The 17068-nt window shown below is 63.2% G+C and carries 18 protein-coding genes; 12 read left to right on the top strand and 6 right to left on the bottom strand.

Annotated elements, in window-relative coordinates; all coding sequences use genetic code 11:
- Positions 1-22 precede the first annotated feature (22 nt).
- A complete protein-coding gene (locus tag AOA60_RS11710) occupies positions 23-844 on the top strand; it encodes a DeoR/GlpR family DNA-binding transcription regulator (RefSeq protein WP_099584581.1) in 822 nt (273 codons plus the stop codon).
- A 55-nt stretch (positions 845-899) separates the two neighbouring features.
- Here AOA60_RS11710 and otnI read toward each other — a convergent pair whose 3' ends face one another.
- From otnI to ltnD, 5 genes are all read right to left on the bottom strand, one after another.
- Complete coding sequence (gene otnI, locus AOA60_RS11705) at positions 900-1685, bottom strand: 2-oxo-tetronate isomerase (RefSeq protein WP_099584580.1); 786 nt, start codon at positions 1683-1685, stop codon at positions 900-902.
- Positions 1686-1700: 15 nt separating this feature from the next.
- A complete protein-coding gene (locus AOA60_RS11700; RefSeq protein ID WP_099584579.1) occupies positions 1701-3161 on the bottom strand; it encodes an SLC13 family permease in 1461 nt (486 codons plus the stop codon).
- A 97-nt stretch (positions 3162-3258) separates the two neighbouring features.
- Positions 3259-3903, bottom strand: coding sequence for an aldolase (locus tag AOA60_RS11695; RefSeq protein WP_099584578.1), 645 nt, complete (start codon positions 3901-3903; stop codon positions 3259-3261).
- Positions 3900-5192 carry a 3-oxo-tetronate kinase gene (gene otnK, locus AOA60_RS11690; RefSeq protein WP_099584577.1) on the bottom strand — a complete coding sequence of 431 codons (1293 nt, stop codon included), beginning with the start codon at positions 5190-5192 and terminating at the stop codon, positions 3900-3902. Before otnK ends, AOA60_RS11695 begins: the two co-directional genes overlap by 4 nt.
- A 10-nt stretch (positions 5193-5202) precedes the next feature.
- Complete coding sequence (ltnD, locus tag AOA60_RS11685) at positions 5203-6192, bottom strand: L-threonate dehydrogenase (RefSeq protein WP_256592826.1); 990 nt, start codon at positions 6190-6192, stop codon at positions 5203-5205.
- A 157-nt stretch (positions 6193-6349) separates the two neighbouring features.
- Here ltnD and AOA60_RS11680 point away from each other — a divergent pair, with 157 nt between their 5' ends.
- From AOA60_RS11680 to AOA60_RS11655, 6 genes are all read left to right on the top strand, one after another.
- Positions 6350-6940: an amino acid synthesis family protein gene (locus AOA60_RS11680; protein ID WP_099584575.1), complete on the top strand. Its 591-nt coding sequence runs from the start codon at positions 6350-6352 to the stop codon at positions 6938-6940.
- A 42-nt stretch (positions 6941-6982) separates the two neighbouring features.
- Positions 6983-7816 carry an alpha/beta fold hydrolase gene (locus AOA60_RS11675; protein ID WP_099584574.1) on the top strand — a complete coding sequence of 278 codons (834 nt, stop codon included), beginning with the start codon at positions 6983-6985 and terminating at the stop codon, positions 7814-7816.
- Entirely contained in the window at positions 7813-9294 is a 1482-nt protein-coding gene (locus tag AOA60_RS11670; protein WP_099584573.1) for an aldehyde dehydrogenase, read from the top strand. The genes AOA60_RS11675 and AOA60_RS11670 overlap by 4 nt, the downstream gene beginning before the upstream one ends.
- A gap of 12 nt (positions 9295-9306) precedes the next feature.
- Positions 9307-9792: a flavin reductase family protein gene (locus tag AOA60_RS11665; protein ID WP_099584572.1), complete on the top strand. Its 486-nt coding sequence runs from the start codon at positions 9307-9309 to the stop codon at positions 9790-9792.
- A gap of 132 nt (positions 9793-9924) precedes the next feature.
- The gene (locus tag AOA60_RS11660; protein WP_099584571.1) at positions 9925-10677 is read left to right on the top strand and encodes a GntR family transcriptional regulator; all 753 of its coding nucleotides are present in this window, start codon (positions 9925-9927) and stop codon (positions 10675-10677) included.
- A 2-nt stretch (positions 10678-10679) separates the two neighbouring features.
- Positions 10680-11243, top strand: coding sequence for an NUDIX hydrolase (locus AOA60_RS11655; RefSeq protein ID WP_099584570.1), 564 nt, complete (start codon positions 10680-10682; stop codon positions 11241-11243).
- Positions 11244-11383: 140 nt separating this feature from the next.
- On the opposite strand, the gene AOA60_RS11650 is transcribed toward AOA60_RS11655, so the two are convergent.
- Entirely contained in the window at positions 11384-11677 is a 294-nt protein-coding gene (locus AOA60_RS11650; protein WP_099584569.1) for a DUF1330 domain-containing protein, read from the bottom strand.
- Positions 11678-11746: 69 nt separating this feature from the next.
- On the opposite strand from AOA60_RS11650, the gene ribBA reads away from it, so the two are divergent.
- The 5 genes from ribBA (at position 11747) to AOA60_RS11625 (ending at position 16948) form a co-directional block, all read left to right on the top strand.
- The gene (gene ribBA, locus AOA60_RS11645; protein WP_099584568.1) at positions 11747-12856 is read left to right on the top strand and encodes a bifunctional 3,4-dihydroxy-2-butanone-4-phosphate synthase/GTP cyclohydrolase II; all 1110 of its coding nucleotides are present in this window, start codon (positions 11747-11749) and stop codon (positions 12854-12856) included.
- 164 nt (positions 12857-13020) lie between these two features.
- On the top strand, positions 13021-14046 hold the full coding sequence (locus AOA60_RS11640) for an ABC transporter substrate-binding protein (protein WP_099584567.1): 1026 nt from the start codon (positions 13021-13023) through the stop codon (positions 14044-14046).
- Positions 14043-14960, top strand: a complete 918-nt coding sequence (locus AOA60_RS11635; protein ID WP_099584566.1) for an ABC transporter permease — start codon at positions 14043-14045, stop codon at positions 14958-14960. The genes AOA60_RS11640 and AOA60_RS11635 overlap by 4 nt, the downstream gene beginning before the upstream one ends.
- Before the next feature lie 6 nt (positions 14961-14966).
- Complete coding sequence (locus AOA60_RS11630) at positions 14967-15776, top strand: ABC transporter permease (protein ID WP_099584565.1); 810 nt, start codon at positions 14967-14969, stop codon at positions 15774-15776.
- Positions 15777-15793: 17 nt separating this feature from the next.
- The gene (locus AOA60_RS11625) at positions 15794-16948 is read left to right on the top strand and encodes an ABC transporter ATP-binding protein (RefSeq protein WP_099584564.1); all 1155 of its coding nucleotides are present in this window, start codon (positions 15794-15796) and stop codon (positions 16946-16948) included.
- Positions 16949-17068 lie beyond the last annotated feature (120 nt).

The following is a 17068-nucleotide window of genomic DNA, read 5'->3' as shown; positions in this document are numbered from 1 at the left end:
GCCCAGCCACTCCGGAGCCTCAATGCCCACCCCCAAGGACACTGCCCCCGACAGCAGCCCACCGATGATTCCCGAGCAGCGCCGCGAGCAAATCCTGCGGCAATTGCGCAAGCATCAGGTGATGAGCGTGCACCAGCTGATGGAAATGTTCGACTGCTCGCACATGACCGTGCGCCGTGACATCGCGCTGTTGGAGCAGGAAGGTCGGGCGTATTCCGTTACCGGCGGGGGCAGGATCGCCAGCCAGTTGCACAGCGAACCAAGCCATCAATCCAAAGCCGTGGTGGAATTACCGCAAAAGCAGGCGATGGCAAGGTTGGCCGCGCGGTTGCTGCACGCGGACATGACCGTGTACCTGGACGCCGGCACCAGCACCCTGGAAATCGTGCCGTATATCATGGCGCTGTCGGGCATGACGGTGGTGACCAACGACTTCGGAATCGTGCAGGCGCTGATGGATGCGACACAGGTGACCGTGATCCACACTGGCGGGCAACTGGACCACGATAACCACTCCTCCGTCGGTGGGCTGGCCGTGGCGACGTTGCGCCAGGTGGTGACGGATATCGCGTTTGTGTCCACCAGTTCGTGGGACCTGCACCGAGGCATCACCACCCCCTCGGCGCTGAAGGTCGAGGTCAAGCAAGTGGCAATGCAGTCAGCGGCTCAGGTGGTGCTGGTGGCGAGCAGTTCCAAGTACGGCACGTTCAGCATGTACCGCATCGCCGGGCTGGAACCGTTCGACGTGATCATCAGCGACGACGACCTGGCCCCGGCTGCGGCAGACGGCATCCGCAAGCGTGGGATTGAACTGATGCTGCCGGGTGATCCGTTGCCGGAGTGATGCCCTAGCCCCCTCCCACATTTGAGCGCTGTTGGCAGGCAGAACGGCTCGTCGACTATTGAGCAGTTTTCCAGTCCCGCAACCATTGCAAGCCTGCCGAGGTGTCGCCCTTTGGCCGGTATTCGCAACCGACCCAGCCGTCGTAGCCCAACTGGTCCATCAGGTCGAACAAGTACGGGTAGTTCAGCTCGCCCAGGTCCGGCTCGTGGCGGTCCGGCACGCCGGCAATCTGGATATGGCCAATGCCGGCGAAGTCGCGGCGCAGTTTGGTGGCTATATCACCTTCGACGATCTGGCAGTGGTAGCAGTCGAACTGCACCTTGAGGTTGCTCGCACCGACTTCCCGGCAGATGGCGTGGGCCTGGTCCTGGCGGTTGAGGAAGAACCCCGGCATGTCGCGGGTGTTGATCGGCTCCAGCAATACCGTTACGCCAACCTGCGCCGCCGCGGCGCTGGCGTAGGCAAGGTTTTCCAGGTACACGGCGCGATGGCGCTGGCGCAGGTTTTCCGACGGCAGCAACCCCGCCATGACATGCACGCGGCTGTTACCGAGCACGGCGGCGTACGCCAGGGCGCGGTCGAAGCCGCTGCGAAACTCGGCCTCGCGCCCCGGCAGGCTGGCGATGCCCCGCTCCCCTGCGGCCCAGTCGCCCGGTGGCGCGTTGAACAAGGCCTGTTCCAGTCCGTTATCGCTCAGGCGCTGCCTGAGCACCTGCGCGTCGTAGTCGTAGGGGAACAGGTATTCCACCGCATCAAAACCATCGGCCTTGGCCGCGGCGAAGCGCTCAAGAAAGTCGTGTTGCGGATACAGCATGCTCAGGTTGGCAGCAAAACGAGGCATAAAAACTCCCAGGAGTCAGACAAAAGGCCAGATCAGCAGGGTAATCAGGAAACCCAAGGTGCCGAGCAACGTCGTGATCACCGTCCATGTGCGCAACCCGTCGGCCACATTAAGCCCGGCAAGCTTGGTGAAGATCCAGTAGCCGGCATCGTTGATATGGGACATGGCCAGCCCGCCACCACCCATCGCCAGGCACAGCAGCGCCAGGTGGTTGGGCGTGAGGTTGAGGGTGGCGATCAGCGGGCTGATGATACCGGCCGTGGTCACCAGGGCAACGGTGGTGGAACCTTGCACCGCCCGCAGCAGCATGGTCAGCAAAAAGCCCAGGGCCAGCACCGGCAGGCCGGTGGTGCGCAGCATGTCGGAGACCACGGCGCCGATCCCGGTGTCCACCAGCACTTTGCCGAACACCCCGCCGGCACCGGCGATCAGGATCACCATGGCCACGCCCGGCAGCGCCGAGCCGATCACGTCCGAGACCTGGGTGCGGCTCCAGCCCCGACGAGAGCCCAGCAGCCAGGCGCACAGCAAGGTATCAATCAACAGCGCCACCAACGGCGCGCCAAGCACGGTCATCACCCCACGCAGCACCGATTCAACCGGCAGCAGCGAGGTGGCCAGGGTGCCCAACAGGATCAGGACGATCGGCAGCAGAATCAGGCTCACGATCAGGCCGAAACCCGGCGCCGGGGCCGCTGGCAACTTGGCGACGATGGCGCTGGTGGACTCTTCCAGGCCCATGTGGGACTCGGCAACGCCAGCCTGCTGCACCGCTTTGTCGTTGCCGTGGGTCCAGGCCTTCAAATCGTCATTGGTGACGTGGGGGCCATAGACTTCGGCACGAATATCGTCGGTCATCGGGTAAAAGCGGCGGGTCATGCGCCCCGCCACGCGATAGCCGACGTAGCAGAGCAATGCAGTGATCGGCAGGCCGAACATCAGCACCCGACCCAAATCCGCCCCCAACTGACTGGCCGCCGCCACGGCGCCTGGATGGGGCGGCAGGAATGCATGCACCGTCAGCAGCGCCGCACACATCGGCAAGGCGAACATCAGCAGCGGTTTGCGTGCCCGGCGCGCCACGCCGTAGGCCAGCGGCATCAGGATAATCACCCCGACCTCAAAGAACACCGGCACGCCGATGATGAACCCGGCGATGGTCAGCGCCAATGGCGTGCGGCTGTTGCCGAATCGCTCGATCAGCGACTTGGCCAGGGCCTCGGCGCCACCGGAAAGCTCGATGATCCGCCCGATCATCGCGCCCAGGGCGATGATGATCGCGATATGACCGAGGGTCTTGCCCATGCCGCCTTCGATGGTCGCCACCAGGTCGGCCGGTTTCACCCCGGCCACCAGCGCCACCACGATACTCACCAGCATCAGCGCGACAAACGGCTGGAATTTGTACTTGAGGACCAGGAATAGCAGCAGCGCAATACCCGCGCCGGCAGTCAACATCAAAATCAGTGGGCTCATTCGAAAATGTCCTGTTGTTATTGTTTTTTGGCGCAAGCCGGCCCCGTCGAAATCCGCAGGCGGGTCTCGCTGGAGGCTTGCAGTGTCGGTCTACGGGTTACCAGTGCGCGCCGAACGTCTCGCGCAGTTCATCCAATGCCGCTTGATCCATCGGCGCGGGCCGAGGGTTGCTCATCAACCAGAGCCTGGCGGTTTCTTCCAACTCTTCCAGGGCATAGCTGGCCCTGGCCACTGAGCTTTCCCAGACCACCGGTCCGAGGCGTTCGAGCATCACTCCGCGCACACTGTTGGCCAGTTGCGCCACTTGCTCGGCGACCTTGGGCGAACCAGGGCGTTGATAGCCGATCAATGGAATGTGCCCGACCTTCATCACTTGGTAGGGCGTGAGCGGCGGCAGGATATCGTCGTCGCGCCACACACCGGCGAGGGTCAGCGCCACCAGATGGGTGGAATGGGTATGCACCACGCCGCCCACCGAAGGATTGCGGTCATACACCTGCCGATGCAGGGCCAGGGTCTTCGAAGGTTTATCCCCGGACACCCACTCGCCTTGCAGGTTGACCTTGGCAATTGCCGCCGGCTCAAGACGGCCGAGGCAGACGTCGGTAGGGGTAATCAGCCAACCATCGTCGAGGCGCGCGCTGATATTGCCGGCGCTGCCGACGGTGTAGCCGCGCTGATACAGGCTGCGGCCGACGTCGCAGATTTCTTCGCGCTGGGCCTGCTCGTCGATGCCGCTCATTGGGCATCTCCGGCCAGGTGCGCGAGGGCTTTGGCAAAGAAGTCGCGGCCACCGAAGTTGCCCGACTTCAGTGCCAGCGCCAGCGGTTCGGCGGAGCTGCTGAGCGTGGCCGGCACGCCGGGGTCGATCTGCGCACCGATCTGCAACAGGTTGACGCCAAGCGCCTTGACCACGGCGCCGGAGGTCTCCCCGCCCGCCACCACGAAGCGCCGCACACCTTGCTCGCGCAGGCCGGCAGCAATCTCGCCCAACGCCTCCTCCACCAGCGCCCCGGCGCGTTCGACGCCGAGTTGTTGCTGCACCGCCTTGACCTCGGAAGGGGTGCTGGTGGCGTAAATCAACACGGTTTGTGAACTGTCACGGGCAAAGGCCAGCGCCTGTGCGACCACAGGCTCACCCGCGGCCAGGGCGACGGGGTCAATGCGCAACGCCGGGCGACCGGCTTCGCACCACGCGGCCACCTGGCCGAGGGTCGCTACCGACGCACTGCCTGCCAGCACCACTTCGCCGCCGCCGACCGTGGGCAATGCGCTGACATCCAAATCACGCAGTTTACCGGCGCGTCGAAAATTGCCCGGCAGGCCCAACGCCAGGCCCGAGCCGCCCGTCAGCAACGGCAAGTCGGCGCAGGCACTGCCCAATGTGTAGAGATCCTGGTCCGACAGCGCGTCAGCGATGGCGATGCCCACCCCCTGCTCGCGCAGCTCGGCAATCTTCTGGCGTGTAGCGTCGACACCCGCGGCGACCGCGTCGTAGCGCAGCAACCCCACCGGTAATTGCGTCTGCTGTTGCAGCACCCGCACCAGGTTCGCGTCGCCCATGGGCGTCAACGGGTGGTGCTGCATGCCCGATTCGCTGAGCAACTGGTCCTGCACAAACAAGTGGCCACGAAAAATTGTCCGGCCGTTTTCCGGGAAGGCCGGGCAGGCCAGCGTGAAGTCACTGCCCAGCGCCTTGAGCAACGCCTCGCTGACCTGGCCGATATTACCGGCGGCGGTGGAATCAAAGGTGGAGCAGTACTTGAAGAAAATCTGCTCACAGCCCTGCCCGCGCAGCCACTCCAACGCGGCCAGTGATCCTTCGACGGCCTCGACAGCAGGCGTGGTGCGCGACTTGAGCGCGATGACGATGGCATCGGCATCCAGCCCATCGGCGACTTCGCGGCTGGGAATGCCAATGCTCTGCACCGTACGCATACCGCCGCGCACCAGCATGTTGGCAAGGTCGGTGGCGCCGGTGAAATCGTCGGCAATGCAGCCCAGCAACGGGCGTGCGGTGGGGTTAGTCATGGAGCGGTCCTCACACAGATTCGGGCTTGGCGGTCGGCAGATCGATGCCAGGGAAAATCTTGATCACCGCCGAATCGTCCTCGCGGCCGAAACCGGCGCTGGAGGCCTGCATGAACATCTGGTGCGCCGTGGCCGACAGCGGCAGTGGAAACTTGCTCGCACGGGCGGTATCCAGCACCAGGCCCAGGTCCTTGACGAAAATGTCCACGGCCGACAGCGGCGTGTAGTCGGCCTTGAGAATGTGCGGCACGCGGTTCTCGAACATCCACGAATTGCCGGCGCTGTGAGTGATCACCTCATACAAGGCATCGGCGTCGACCCCTTCGCGCAGGCCCAGGGCCATGGCTTCGGCGGATGCGGCGATGTGCACCCCGGCGAGCAATTGGTTGATGATCTTGACCTTGGAGCCCAGCCCGTGGACATCGCCCAGGCGATAGACCTTGCCGGCCATGCCCGCGAGTACCGCTTCGGCCTTGGCATAGGCGGCCTGCGGGCCGGACGTCATCATGGTCATTTCGCCGGCGGCGGCTTTGGCCGCACCGCCGGAAATCGGCGCATCCAGGTACAGCAGGCCGTGTTCGCCCAGGCGCTGGCCCAGTTCTACGGCGTAGGTCGGCGCCACGGTGGCACAGCCGATCAACAGGCTGTCTGGCCGCAACGCCGCCACGGCACCGCCTTCACCAAACAACACGGTCTCGGTTTGTTCGGCGTTGACCACCACCGTGATGATCACATCGCACGTGTCCGCCATGTGTGCGGGCGATGTGCACGCCACTCCGCCTTCGCCGGCGAACTGTTGGGTGACTGCCTCACGCACATCACAGGCATGCACATTGAACCCGGCGCGCAGCAGCGAGCGGGCAATGCCCAGCCCCATCGCGCCCAAACCGATCACACCGACATTCTTATTATTCATGGGTACTCCAGGGGAAAACGGCGGCTGACACCACACCGGCGAGCCGCGTTGGAATTGTGATCGATCATCCACCAATGAACGGATTATGTGAAGTATTTTTTCAATCTAACATTTTTTAACATCGACTCGATTAAATCTCACACCCGCCCTTTATCGCCTCACCTCATTTTCGCCACTTGTGCTTTGCGTATTATGGTATACCATCATACGAAATCCTCCCCCACACCTGATGGAGCCGCTCATGAGTTTCGAAATCCGCAAGATCGTCAGCTATGTAGAAGAGACCTTTATCGAAGGCGGCAAAGCCTCCGACACTCCGGTAAAAATGGTCGGCCTTGCCGTCGTACTGAAAAACCCCTGGCTCGGTCGCGGTTTCGTGGAAGACCTCAAGCCTGAGATCCGCGCCAACTGCTCCGACCTCGGTGCCCAGATGGTCGAGCGTCTGGTGAGCATCATCGGCGGCGCTGAAAAGATCGAAGCCTATGGCAAGGCAGCCGTGGTCGGTGCCGACGGCGAGATCGAACACGCCAGCGCGATCATCCACACCCTGCGCTTTGGCAACCACTACCGTGAAGCGGTCAAGGCCAAGAGCTACCTGAGCTTCACCAACAAGCGCGGCGGCCCAGGCACCTCGATCCAGGTGCCAATGATGCACAAGGACGACGAAGGCCTGCGTTCGCACTACATCACCCTGGAAATGCAGATCGAAGACTCACCGCGTGCCGACGAAATCGTCGTGGTCCTGGGTTGCGCCGACGGCGGCCGCCTGCACCCGCGCATCGGCAATCGCTACATCGACCTGGAAGAACTGGCGGCGGAAAGCGCCCAGTAAGCACGGCCGGCCACCACAACAAAAAGCATGCAGGAGCGCTCCATGATTCGGCTCACCGCTGAACACACACCGGCTGGCACCAGTTACCTGGCGACCGGCCAAGGCCAGCCTGTGGTTTTGATCCACGGCGTGGGCCTGAATAAAGAAATGTGGGGCGGCCAGGTGGTTGGCCTGGCCACGAATTACCGCGTAATCAGCTACGACATGCTGGGCCACGGCGCCAGCCCGCGCCCGGCCGCCGGCACGCCGCTGCTCGGTTACGCCGACCAGTTGCTGGAACTGCTCGACCACCTGCAACTGCCCAAGGCCACGGTGATCGGCTTTTCCATGGGCGGCCTGGTAGCGCGTGCCTTTGCGCTGCATTACCCGCAACGCCTGCAAGGCCTGGTGGTGCTCAACAGTGTGTTCAACCGCAGCCCCGAACAGCGCGAAGGCGTGATCGCCCGCACCGCCCAGGCCGCCGAACACGGCCCGGATGCGAATGCCGAAGCGGCGCTGTCGCGCTGGTTCAGCCGCGAATACCAGGCGGCCAACCCGGCGCAGATTGCTGCGCTGCGCGAAACCCTGGCGGGCAACGATCCCCAGGGCTACCTCACCACCTATGAACTGTTTGCGACCCAGGACATGTACCGCGCCGACGACCTGGGCAACATCCAGGCGCCGACCCTGGTCGCCACCGGTGAGCTGGACCCCGGCTCCACGCCGCAGATGGCCCGGCAACTGGCCGAGCGCATTCCCGGCGCGACCGTTGCGGTACTGCCCGAGCAACGGCATATGATGCCGGTAGAATCGCCGCGCCTGGTCAACCAGCTGCTGCTGGGGTTTCTTGAAACGGCACACTCCCAACAACACCCGATAAAGGGGATCGTGGCATGACGCTTGAACGCTTCCAGATGTGCATCGGCGGTGAATGGGTCGATGCCCTGTCCGGCAAGACCTTTGACAGCCTCAACCCGGCGCTGGCCGAGCCTTGGGCGCAATTGCCCGACGCCGACGAAGCGGATGTGGAGCGCGCCGTACAGGCCGCCCAAACCGCTTTCGACAGCCCGGCCTGGCGCGGCCTCACCGCCACCGCACGGGGCAAACTGCTGCGTCGCCTGGGTGACCTGATCGCCGCAAACACAGAGCGACTGGCCCAACTGGAAAGCCGCGACAACGGCAAGCTGATCCGCGAGACCCGTGGCCAGGTCAGCTACCTGCCAGAGTTTTTCCACTACACCGCAGGCCTGGCCGACAAGCTTGAAGGCGGCACCCTGCCGCTGGATAAACCCGACCTGTTCGCCTACACCGTGCACGAAGCCATGGGCGTGGTTGCCGCGATCATTCCGTGGAACAGCCCGCTGTACCTCACCGCGATCAAGCTCGCACCGGCCCTGGCGGCGGGCAACACCATTGTGATCAAACCGTCGGAACACGCCTCGGCGACCATTCTCGAACTGGCACGCCTGGCGCTGGAAGCCGGGATCCCACCGGGTGTGGTCAACGTGGTCACCGGTTACGGCCCGAGCACCGGCGCCGCCCTCACCCGCCATCCGCTGGTGCGCAAGATCGCCTTTACCGGCGGCGCGGCCACGGCGCGGCATGTGGTGCGCAGCAGCGCCGAGAACTTCGCCAAGCTGTCCCTGGAATTGGGCGGCAAGTCGCCGAACATCATCTTTGCCGATGCTGATCTGGACAGCGCCATCAATGGCGCGATTGCCGGCATCTACGCGGCGTCCGGGCAAAGCTGCGTGTCCGGCTCGCGCCTGCTGGTGCAGGCTGAAATCTACGACGAATTCGTCGACCGCCTGGTGGCACGCGCCCAGCGCATCCGCATCGGCAACCCCCAGGACGACGCCAGCGAAATGGGCCCCATGGCCACCGCGCAGCAACTGGCCGTGGTCGAAGGCCTGGTCGCCGATGCCATCGCCGAAGGCGCGCGCCTGCGCACCGGCGGCAAGCGCCCACAGAACCTCGGCGAAGGTTGGTTCTATGAGCCAACGCTGTTCGAGTGCGACCGCAATTCGATGAAAATCATGCAGGAAGAAGTGTTCGGCCCAGTGGCCTCAGTCATCCGTTTCAAGGATGAAGCCGAAGCTCTGGCCATCGCCAACGACTCGCAGTTCGGCCTCGCCGCCGGTATCTGGACCCGTGACCTGGGCCGCGCCCATCGCCTGGCGCGGGACGTGCGTTCGGGGATCATCTGGGTCAACACCTACCGTGCGGTGTCGGCGATGGCGCCCATCGGCGGTTTCAAGAACAGCGGGTACGGGCGCGAAAGCGGCATTGATTCGGTACTGGCCTACACCGAGCTGAAGACGGTGTGGATCAACCTCTCCCAGGCGCCCATGCCTGATCCTTTTGTGATGCGTTAAGAGTCCACGACCATGATCGAACCCGGCATTTATAAAGACGTCATGAGCTCCTTCCCCTCCGGCGTCACGGTGGTCACCACCCTCGACCCGGACGGCGGTATCGTCGGCATTACCGCCAGCGCGTTCAGCGCGCTGTCGATTGACCCGGCGCTGGTGCTGTTCTGCCCCAACTATGCGTCGGACACCTACCCGATCCTGCGCGACAGCAAGCGGTTTGCAATCCACCTTTTGTCTGCCGACCAGACCGCCGAAGCCTATGCCTTTGCCAGCAAGGGCAAGGAAAAGGCCAAGGGCATCGAGTGGCACTTGAGCGAACTGGGCAACCCGCTGCTGGCCAAGGCCACGGCGATCATCGAGTGCGAGTTGTGGCGCGAATACGACGGTGGTGACCACGCGATCATCGTCGGCGCGGTGAAGAACCTGATCCTGCCCGCCGAACCGGTCACGCCGATGATCTACCACAAGGGCAAGCTGGGCCCACTGCCGACGCTGGCGTGAGGCGTCCGGGGGGCCGTGAGGGTTTGTCGCTTAAAGAACGCAGCATGATAAACTTGGGCACGATTTTCGGCCCTCAATCGGCCCCCGGCCGGCCGAGGCCTCCAGTCAACCGCCACATTCAGAGCTAACCCCATGAAACGCGCGCCCCTCGACGACAGCTTCAAGGTCAATCACAACCCGGTCACCCTGCGCGAAATCGTGTTGGAAAAACTGCGCAGCGCCATCATGAACTTCCAGTTGCTGCCCGGTGACCGCCTGGTGGAGCGCGACCTGTGCGACCGTCTCGGCGTCAGCCGCACCTCGGTACGCGAAGCCTTGCGTCACCTGGAGTCCGAAGGCCTGGTGGAGTTCGCCGATGCCAAGGGCCCGCAAGTGGCAATCATCACCCTGGCCGACGCCGTCGACATCTATGAACTGCGTTGCGTGCTCGAAGGCTTGATCGTGCAGCTGTTCACCCTGCGCGCCAAGGCCAAGGACATCAAGGCCCTGGAAAAAGCCCTGGAAGAAAACCGCAAGGCCCTCAAGGACGGTGAACTGCAGCAGGTCATCGACTCGGTCCAGGGCTTCTATGACGTGCTGCTCGAAGGCTCCGGCAACCACGTGGCCGCTACCCAATTGCGCCAGTTGCAGGCCCGCATCAGCTACCTGCGTGCCACCTCCGTGTCCCAGGAAAACCGTCGCGGCACCAGCAACCAGGAAATGGAACGCATGGTCCAGGCGATCAAGAGCGGCGACCCGCTCGCGGCCCACCAAGCGTGTGTCGATCACGTGCGCGCCGCCGCCGCCGTGGCTCTGGATTACCTCAAGCGCAAACAGGAAGAGACCGGCAAGACGCCGGAAATCACCCTGCCGATCGCGCTCAAAGAACCGCGCATAGGCCGCTGACCGTGCCCAGCCCGCGCTTTTGCCCGACCTGCGGCGGCAGTGACCTCGGTCACCAACTGCCACCGGGCGATACCCATGAGCGCCTGATGTGCCGGGGCTGCGGCTATATCCATTACATCAATCCCAAGATCATCGCCGGCTGCATCATCGAGCAGGACGGCAAGTACCTGCTGTGCCAACGGGCTATTCCCCCGCGCCCCGGCACCTGGACCTTGCCCGCAGGCTTCATGGAAGGTGGCGAAACCACTGAGCAGGCGGCGTTGCGCGAGGTGTGGGAAGAAAGCGGCGTACGCGCCGAGATCGTCTCGCCCTACTCCATCTTCAGCGTGCCGAAGATCAGCGAGGTGTACATCATCTTCCGTGCGATTGCGCTGGAGATCACCGGGCAGTTCGGGCCAGAGACGCTGGATTACAAATTCTTCGCACCCGAGGACATTCCCTGGGACAGCATCTACTACCCGGCGATCCGGCAGATCCTCGAGCGTTATATCGAGGAGCGGCAGGCTGGGGTGTATGGCATTTATATCGGCAACGACGACAGCGGCAAGATTCACTTCATTCGCTGACCTCAAGGCCAAACACGAATCAAAATGTGCGAGGGGGCTTGCCCCCGATGGCGGTGGTTCAGCTACCTTATTCAGTGGCTGACACACTGCTATCGAGGGCAAGCCCCCTCCCACATTTGGACCACTATTTGGCTTGATAACTAGGGTGCCAAGCCTTCCACGATGATGATCTGCGCCACCCCCGCGCCCTTACGGTGCGCCTTGGCTTGCTGATACTCGGCAGACTCATAACACGCCACCGCCTGCTCGTAGCTATCAAACTCGATCACCACATTACGCTGCCGTGCCGGCCCGCCTTCCAGCGCCGCACTGCGCCCGCCCCTGGCCAGAAACCGCCCGCCGAACTTCGCAAACGCCGCCGGCGCGCGCTGGGTGTATTGCGTGTACTGCTCTGCATCAGACACATCCACATGGGCGATCCAATAGGCCTTCATCGTGACATCCTCTTGTTTAGATTTTGTGGTATACCATAATACATACAACCAACAAGTCGAGCATTTCACATGGCCTTCAACAGCATTGCAGACATCATCGAAGACTACCGCCAAGGCAAGATGGTGCTTCTGGTGGACGACGAAGACCGGGAAAACGAGGGTGACCTGTTGCTGCCCGCCGCCTGCTGCACCGCCGAGACTATCAGCTTCATGGCCCGTGAAGCCCGCGGCCTGATCTGCCTGACACTCACCGACGAGCACTGTCAGCGCCTGGGCCTTGAGCAAATGGTGCCGAGCAATGGCAGCGTGTTCAGCACCGCGTTTACCGTGTCCATCGAAGCCGCCACGGGCGTGACCACCGGCATCTCCGCCGCCGACCGCGCACGCACCGTGGCAGCGGCCGTGGACATCAATGCCGGACCGACCGACATCGTGCAACCGGGGCATATCTTCCCGTTGCGCGCCAAGGATGGCGGCGTGCTGACTCGCGCCGGGCATACCGAAGCCGGTTGCGACCTGGCGCGCCTCGCCGGGCACACGCCGGCCTCGGTGATCGTCGAAGTGATGAACGACGACGGCACCATGGCCCGCCGTCCGGAGCTGGAAGTCTTCGCACGCAAACATGGCATCAAGATCGGCACCATCGCCGACCTGATCCACTACCGCCTCAGCACCGAACGCACCGTGGTGCGCATCGGTGAGCGCGACCTGCCCACGGTGCACGGCACCTTCCGCCTGATCACCTTTGAAGACCGTATCGACGGCGGCGTGCACATGGCGATGGTCATGGGCCAGTTGCACCGCGATACACCTGCATTGGTGCGCGTGCATGTGATCGACCCGCTGCGCGACCTGGTCGGTGCCGACTACAGCGGCCCGTCAAACTGGACGCTGTGGGCTGCCTTGCAACGCGTGGCGGCCGAAGGCAGCGGCGTGGTGGTGGTGCTGGCCAATCATGAGTCGTCCCAGGCCCTGTTGGAGCGCGTACCGCAACTGACCCAGGCGCCGCGCCAGTTCAGCCGGTCGCAGTCGCGCATTTACTCGGAAGTCGGCACCGGAGCGCAAATTTTGCAGGACCTCGGGGTGGGCAAGTTGCGCCACCTGGGCCCACCTTTGAAATACGCAGGCTTGACGGGTTACGACCTCGAAGTAGTGGAAAGTATTCCCTTCGTTTCATGACCCGGCCAGATAGCCGGTATGGCAAAGTGCTTGCGCAAAGCTTGGAATACCATAATATGATATTCCATAGGTTGGATGACCTTTATAACGTCATCCACACCGACTGCTCCCGATAGGCGGGCATCCAAAGCCCCGCTCATAAACACAACAATGAGGGCGTAAAAATGGTGTTGAACAAAGGTGCAACCGCAGCGCTGTTTGCGGGACTACTGAGCGTGACCAGCCACGTCGCGCTGGCGGCCGAAAGCGTCAATTTCGTGAGCTGGGGCGGTAGCACCCAGGATGCGCAGAAGCAGGCGTGGGCTGACCCGTTCAGCAAGGCCAGCGGTATCACCGTCGTGCAGGATGGCCCCACCGACTACGGCAAACTCAAAGCCATGGTCGAGAGCGGCAACGTGCAGTGGGACGTGGTGGATGTGGAGGCCGACTTCGCCTTGCGCGCCGCCGCCGAAGGCCTGCTCGAACCGCTGGACTTCTCGGTGATCCAGCGCGACAAGATCGACCCGCGCTTCGTCTCCGACCACGGCGTCGGTTCGTTTTTCTTCTCCTTCGTGCTTGGCTACAACGAAGGCAAGCTCGGCGCGGACAAACCCCAGGATTGGACCGCGCTGTTCGACACCAAGACCTACCCCGGCAAACGCGCCCTCTACAAATGGCCAAGCCCTGGCGTGCTCGAACTGGCGCTGCTGGCCGACGGTGTACCCGCCGACAAGCTCTACCCTCTGGACCTGGACCGCGCCTTCAAGAAACTCGACACCATCAAGAAAGACATCGTCTGGTGGGGCGGCGGCGCGCAGTCGCAACAACTGCTGGCCTCCGGCGAAGTCAGCATGGGGCAGTTCTGGAACGGCCGTATCCACGCCCTGCAGGAAGACGGTGCACCGGTCGGCGTGAGCTGGAAGCAAAACCTGGTGATGGCCGACATTCTCGTTGTGCCTAAAGGTTCGAAAAACAAAGCGGCAGCGATGAAATTCCTGGCCAATGCCAGCAGCGCCAAGGGCCAGGCGGATTTTTCCAACCTGACCGCCTATGCGCCGGTGAACATCGACAGCGTGCAGCGCCTGGATTCAGTCCTCGCACCCAACCTGCCGACGGCGTATGCCAAGGACCAGATCACCCTCGATTTCGCCTACTGGGCCAAGAACGGCCCGGCCATTGCGACACGGTGGAATGAATGGCTAGTCAAATGAAAATGACGGCAACCACACCGACCGGGAGCGCCCTCGGCGCTGCCGGTGCGGTACCGGCCAAGACACCCTCGCCGTCCCTGGCACAGCGTTGGCGCGGATCGAGCAACCTGATCCCGGCCCTGCTGTTTCTCGGCCTGTTCTTCCTCGCGCCGCTGATCGGCCTGCTGCTGCGCGGCGTGCTGGAGCCGGTGCCGGGCCTGGGCAACTATGAACAGCTGTTCGCCAACTCGGCCTATGCCCGGGTGTTGCTCAATACCTTTTCGGTGGCGGGACTGGTGACCTTGTTCAGCCTGCTACTGGGCTTTCCGCTGGCCTGGGCAATCACTCTCGTGCCGCGTGGTTGGGGGCGCTGGATGCTGAGCATTGTGCTGCTGTCGATGTGGACCAGCCTGCTGGCCCGCACCTATTCCTGGCTGGTGTTGCTGCAAGCCTCCGGGGTGATCAACAAGGCGTTGATGGCCATGGGCATCATCGATCAGCCATTGGAGATGGTGCATAACCTCACCGGCGTGGTGATCGGCATGAGCTACATCATGATCCCGTTCATCGTGCTGCCGTTGCAGGCGACCATGCAGGCCATCGACCCGATGATCCTGCAGGCCGGCTCGATCTGCGGCGCGAGCCCGTGGACCAACTTCTTCCGTGTCTTCCTGCCGCTGTGCCGGCCGGGGTTGTTCTCCGGCGGGCTGATGGTGTTCGTGATGTCTCTCGGTTACTACGTCACCCCGGCGCTGCTCGGCGGTGCGCAGAACATGATGCTGCCCGAGTTCATCATCCAGCAGGTGCAGTCGTTCCTCAATTGGGGCCTGGCCAGTGCCGGCGCCGCGTTGCTGATCTTCATCACGCTGGTGCTGTTCTACTTCTACCTGAAGCTTCAGCCGGAATCCCCGGTTGGCGCCAGCAACGCGAGGTAAGCCGTCATGCTCCTGACCCCCAACGCCATGAGCCGCAGGATGCGCTTGGGCCTCTACACCACCACCGGGTTGATCGGCCTGTTCCTGCTGCTGCCGATCGTGTTTATCGTGCTGCTGTCGTTCGGCTCATCGCAATGGCTGGTGTTCCCGCCGCCCGGCTGGACGCTCAAATGGTACGGCCAATTCTTTTCCAACCCCGATTGGATGAACGCCGCCATGGCCAGCCTCAAGGTCGCGGTGTTGACCACGGTGTTCGCCGTCGTCCTGGGCCTGCCCACCGCATTTGCCCTGGTGCGCGGGCGCTTCCCCGGCCGCGAGTTGCTTTACGGCCTGTTCACCCTGCCGATGATCGTGCCGCTGGTGATCATCGCCGTGGCGGTGTATGCGCTGTTCCTCAAGCTGGGCTACACCGGCACGATGTTCGCCTTTGTGGTCAGCCATGTGATCGTTGCGCTGCCGTTTACCATCATCTCGATCATCAACTCGCTGAAGCTGTTCGACCAGTCGATTGAAGACGCGGCGGTGATCTGCGGCGCCTCGCGCTTGCAGGCCGTGTTCAAGGTGACGTTCCCGGCGATTCGCCCTGGGATGGTCGCCGGTGCACTGTTCGCGTTCCTGGTCTCATGGGACGAAGTGGTGCTCAGCGTGATGATGGCCAGCCCGACCCTGCAAACCCTTCCCGTAAAAATGTGGACCACCCTGCGCCAGGACCTGACGCCTGTGATCGCCGTCGCCTCGACGCTGCTGATCGGCCTCTCGGTGCTGGTCATGGTGATTGCCGCCGCCGTTCGCCGGCGCACCGAAACCCGCGCTTGAGCGCCGAGGATTAAGACATGAGTGCAGTGATCAAAGACCCCGTGCAAACACCTGGCCAAAGCCTGGTGAGCCTGCGCAACCTGAACAAGTTCTACGGCGAATTTGCTGCCGTGGACAACATCTCGCTGGACATCCAGGACGGCGAATTCCTCACCTTCCTCGGCTCCAGCGGCTCTGGCAAAAGCACCACCCTGTCGATGCTCGCCGGTTTCGAAACGCCGAGCAGCGGCGAGATCCTGGTCAGCGGCCAATCGCTGGTCAACGTGCCGCCGCACAAGCGCGACATCGGCATGGTGTTCCAGCGCTACTCGCTGTTCCCGCATTTGTCGGTGCGCGACAACATCGCCTTCCCCCTGGCGATCCGCAAACTGGCCAGCGCCGAGCGCGAAAAGCGTGTCGACGCCATGCTCAAGCTGGTGCAGCTTGAGCAGTTCGCGCATCGCCGCCCTTCGCAACTGTCCGGTGGCCAACAGCAACGAGTCGCCATCGCCCGCGCGCTGGTGTACGAACCGCGCATCCTGCTGATGGACGAACCCCTCGGCGCCCTCGACAAAAAGCTGCGTGAAGACCTGCAGGACGAGCTGCGCCAGCTGCACCGGCGCCTGGGCATCACCATCGTCTACGTGACCCACGACCAGGAAGAAGCCATGCGCCTGTCCCAGCGCATCGCGATTTTCAGTCACGGCAAGATCGTCGGCCTGGGCAGCGGCTTCGACCTGTACCAGAACCCGCCGAACGCGTTCGTGGCGTCGTTCCTCGGCAACTCCAACTTCCTCAAGCTCAAGGCCCAGGGCAACGCAGTGGCGTCGTTCGAAGGCCAATCCCTGTCGATCCGCCTGACCACCGGGTTGCGCACCGAACAGGACGTGCTGCTGATGGTACGCCCGGAAAAAGCCCTGGCGCTGAGTGTCGAACAGGCCGCCGAGCAACCGCTGGCGGCGGGCTGGAATGAAGTGTCGGCCATCGTCGGGGAAGTGTTGTTTCTCGGCGAAAGCCAGACCTGCACCGTGCGCACCCTGGGCGGCACGTCGATGACGGTCAAGGCGCTATCGGCTGCGGGTATGCCGCTCAAGGCCGGCGACCCGGTGCGTGTGCGCTGGGCGACGGCGGATGCGTGTGTGTATACCGAGTGGGCCGAAAGCGACCTGAACAAGGCCGCTGGCGCGCATTGAGTCACGGTTGTGGGGCCAATGACGATTGCCTATCTGCTCAAAAACAACGCAAATCAAATGTGGGAGGGGGCAAGCCCCCTCCCACATCCAGACGAGAATCCCGGCGCTGGCGCCCCTCGC

Source organism: Pseudomonas sp. 2822-17 (assembly GCF_002742485.1).
Classification (GTDB): domain Bacteria; phylum Pseudomonadota; class Gammaproteobacteria; order Pseudomonadales; family Pseudomonadaceae; genus Aquipseudomonas; species Aquipseudomonas cyclaminis.
The sequence above is the reverse complement of the archived record's forward strand: the minus strand, read 5'-3'. Positions and strand labels throughout refer to the sequence as shown.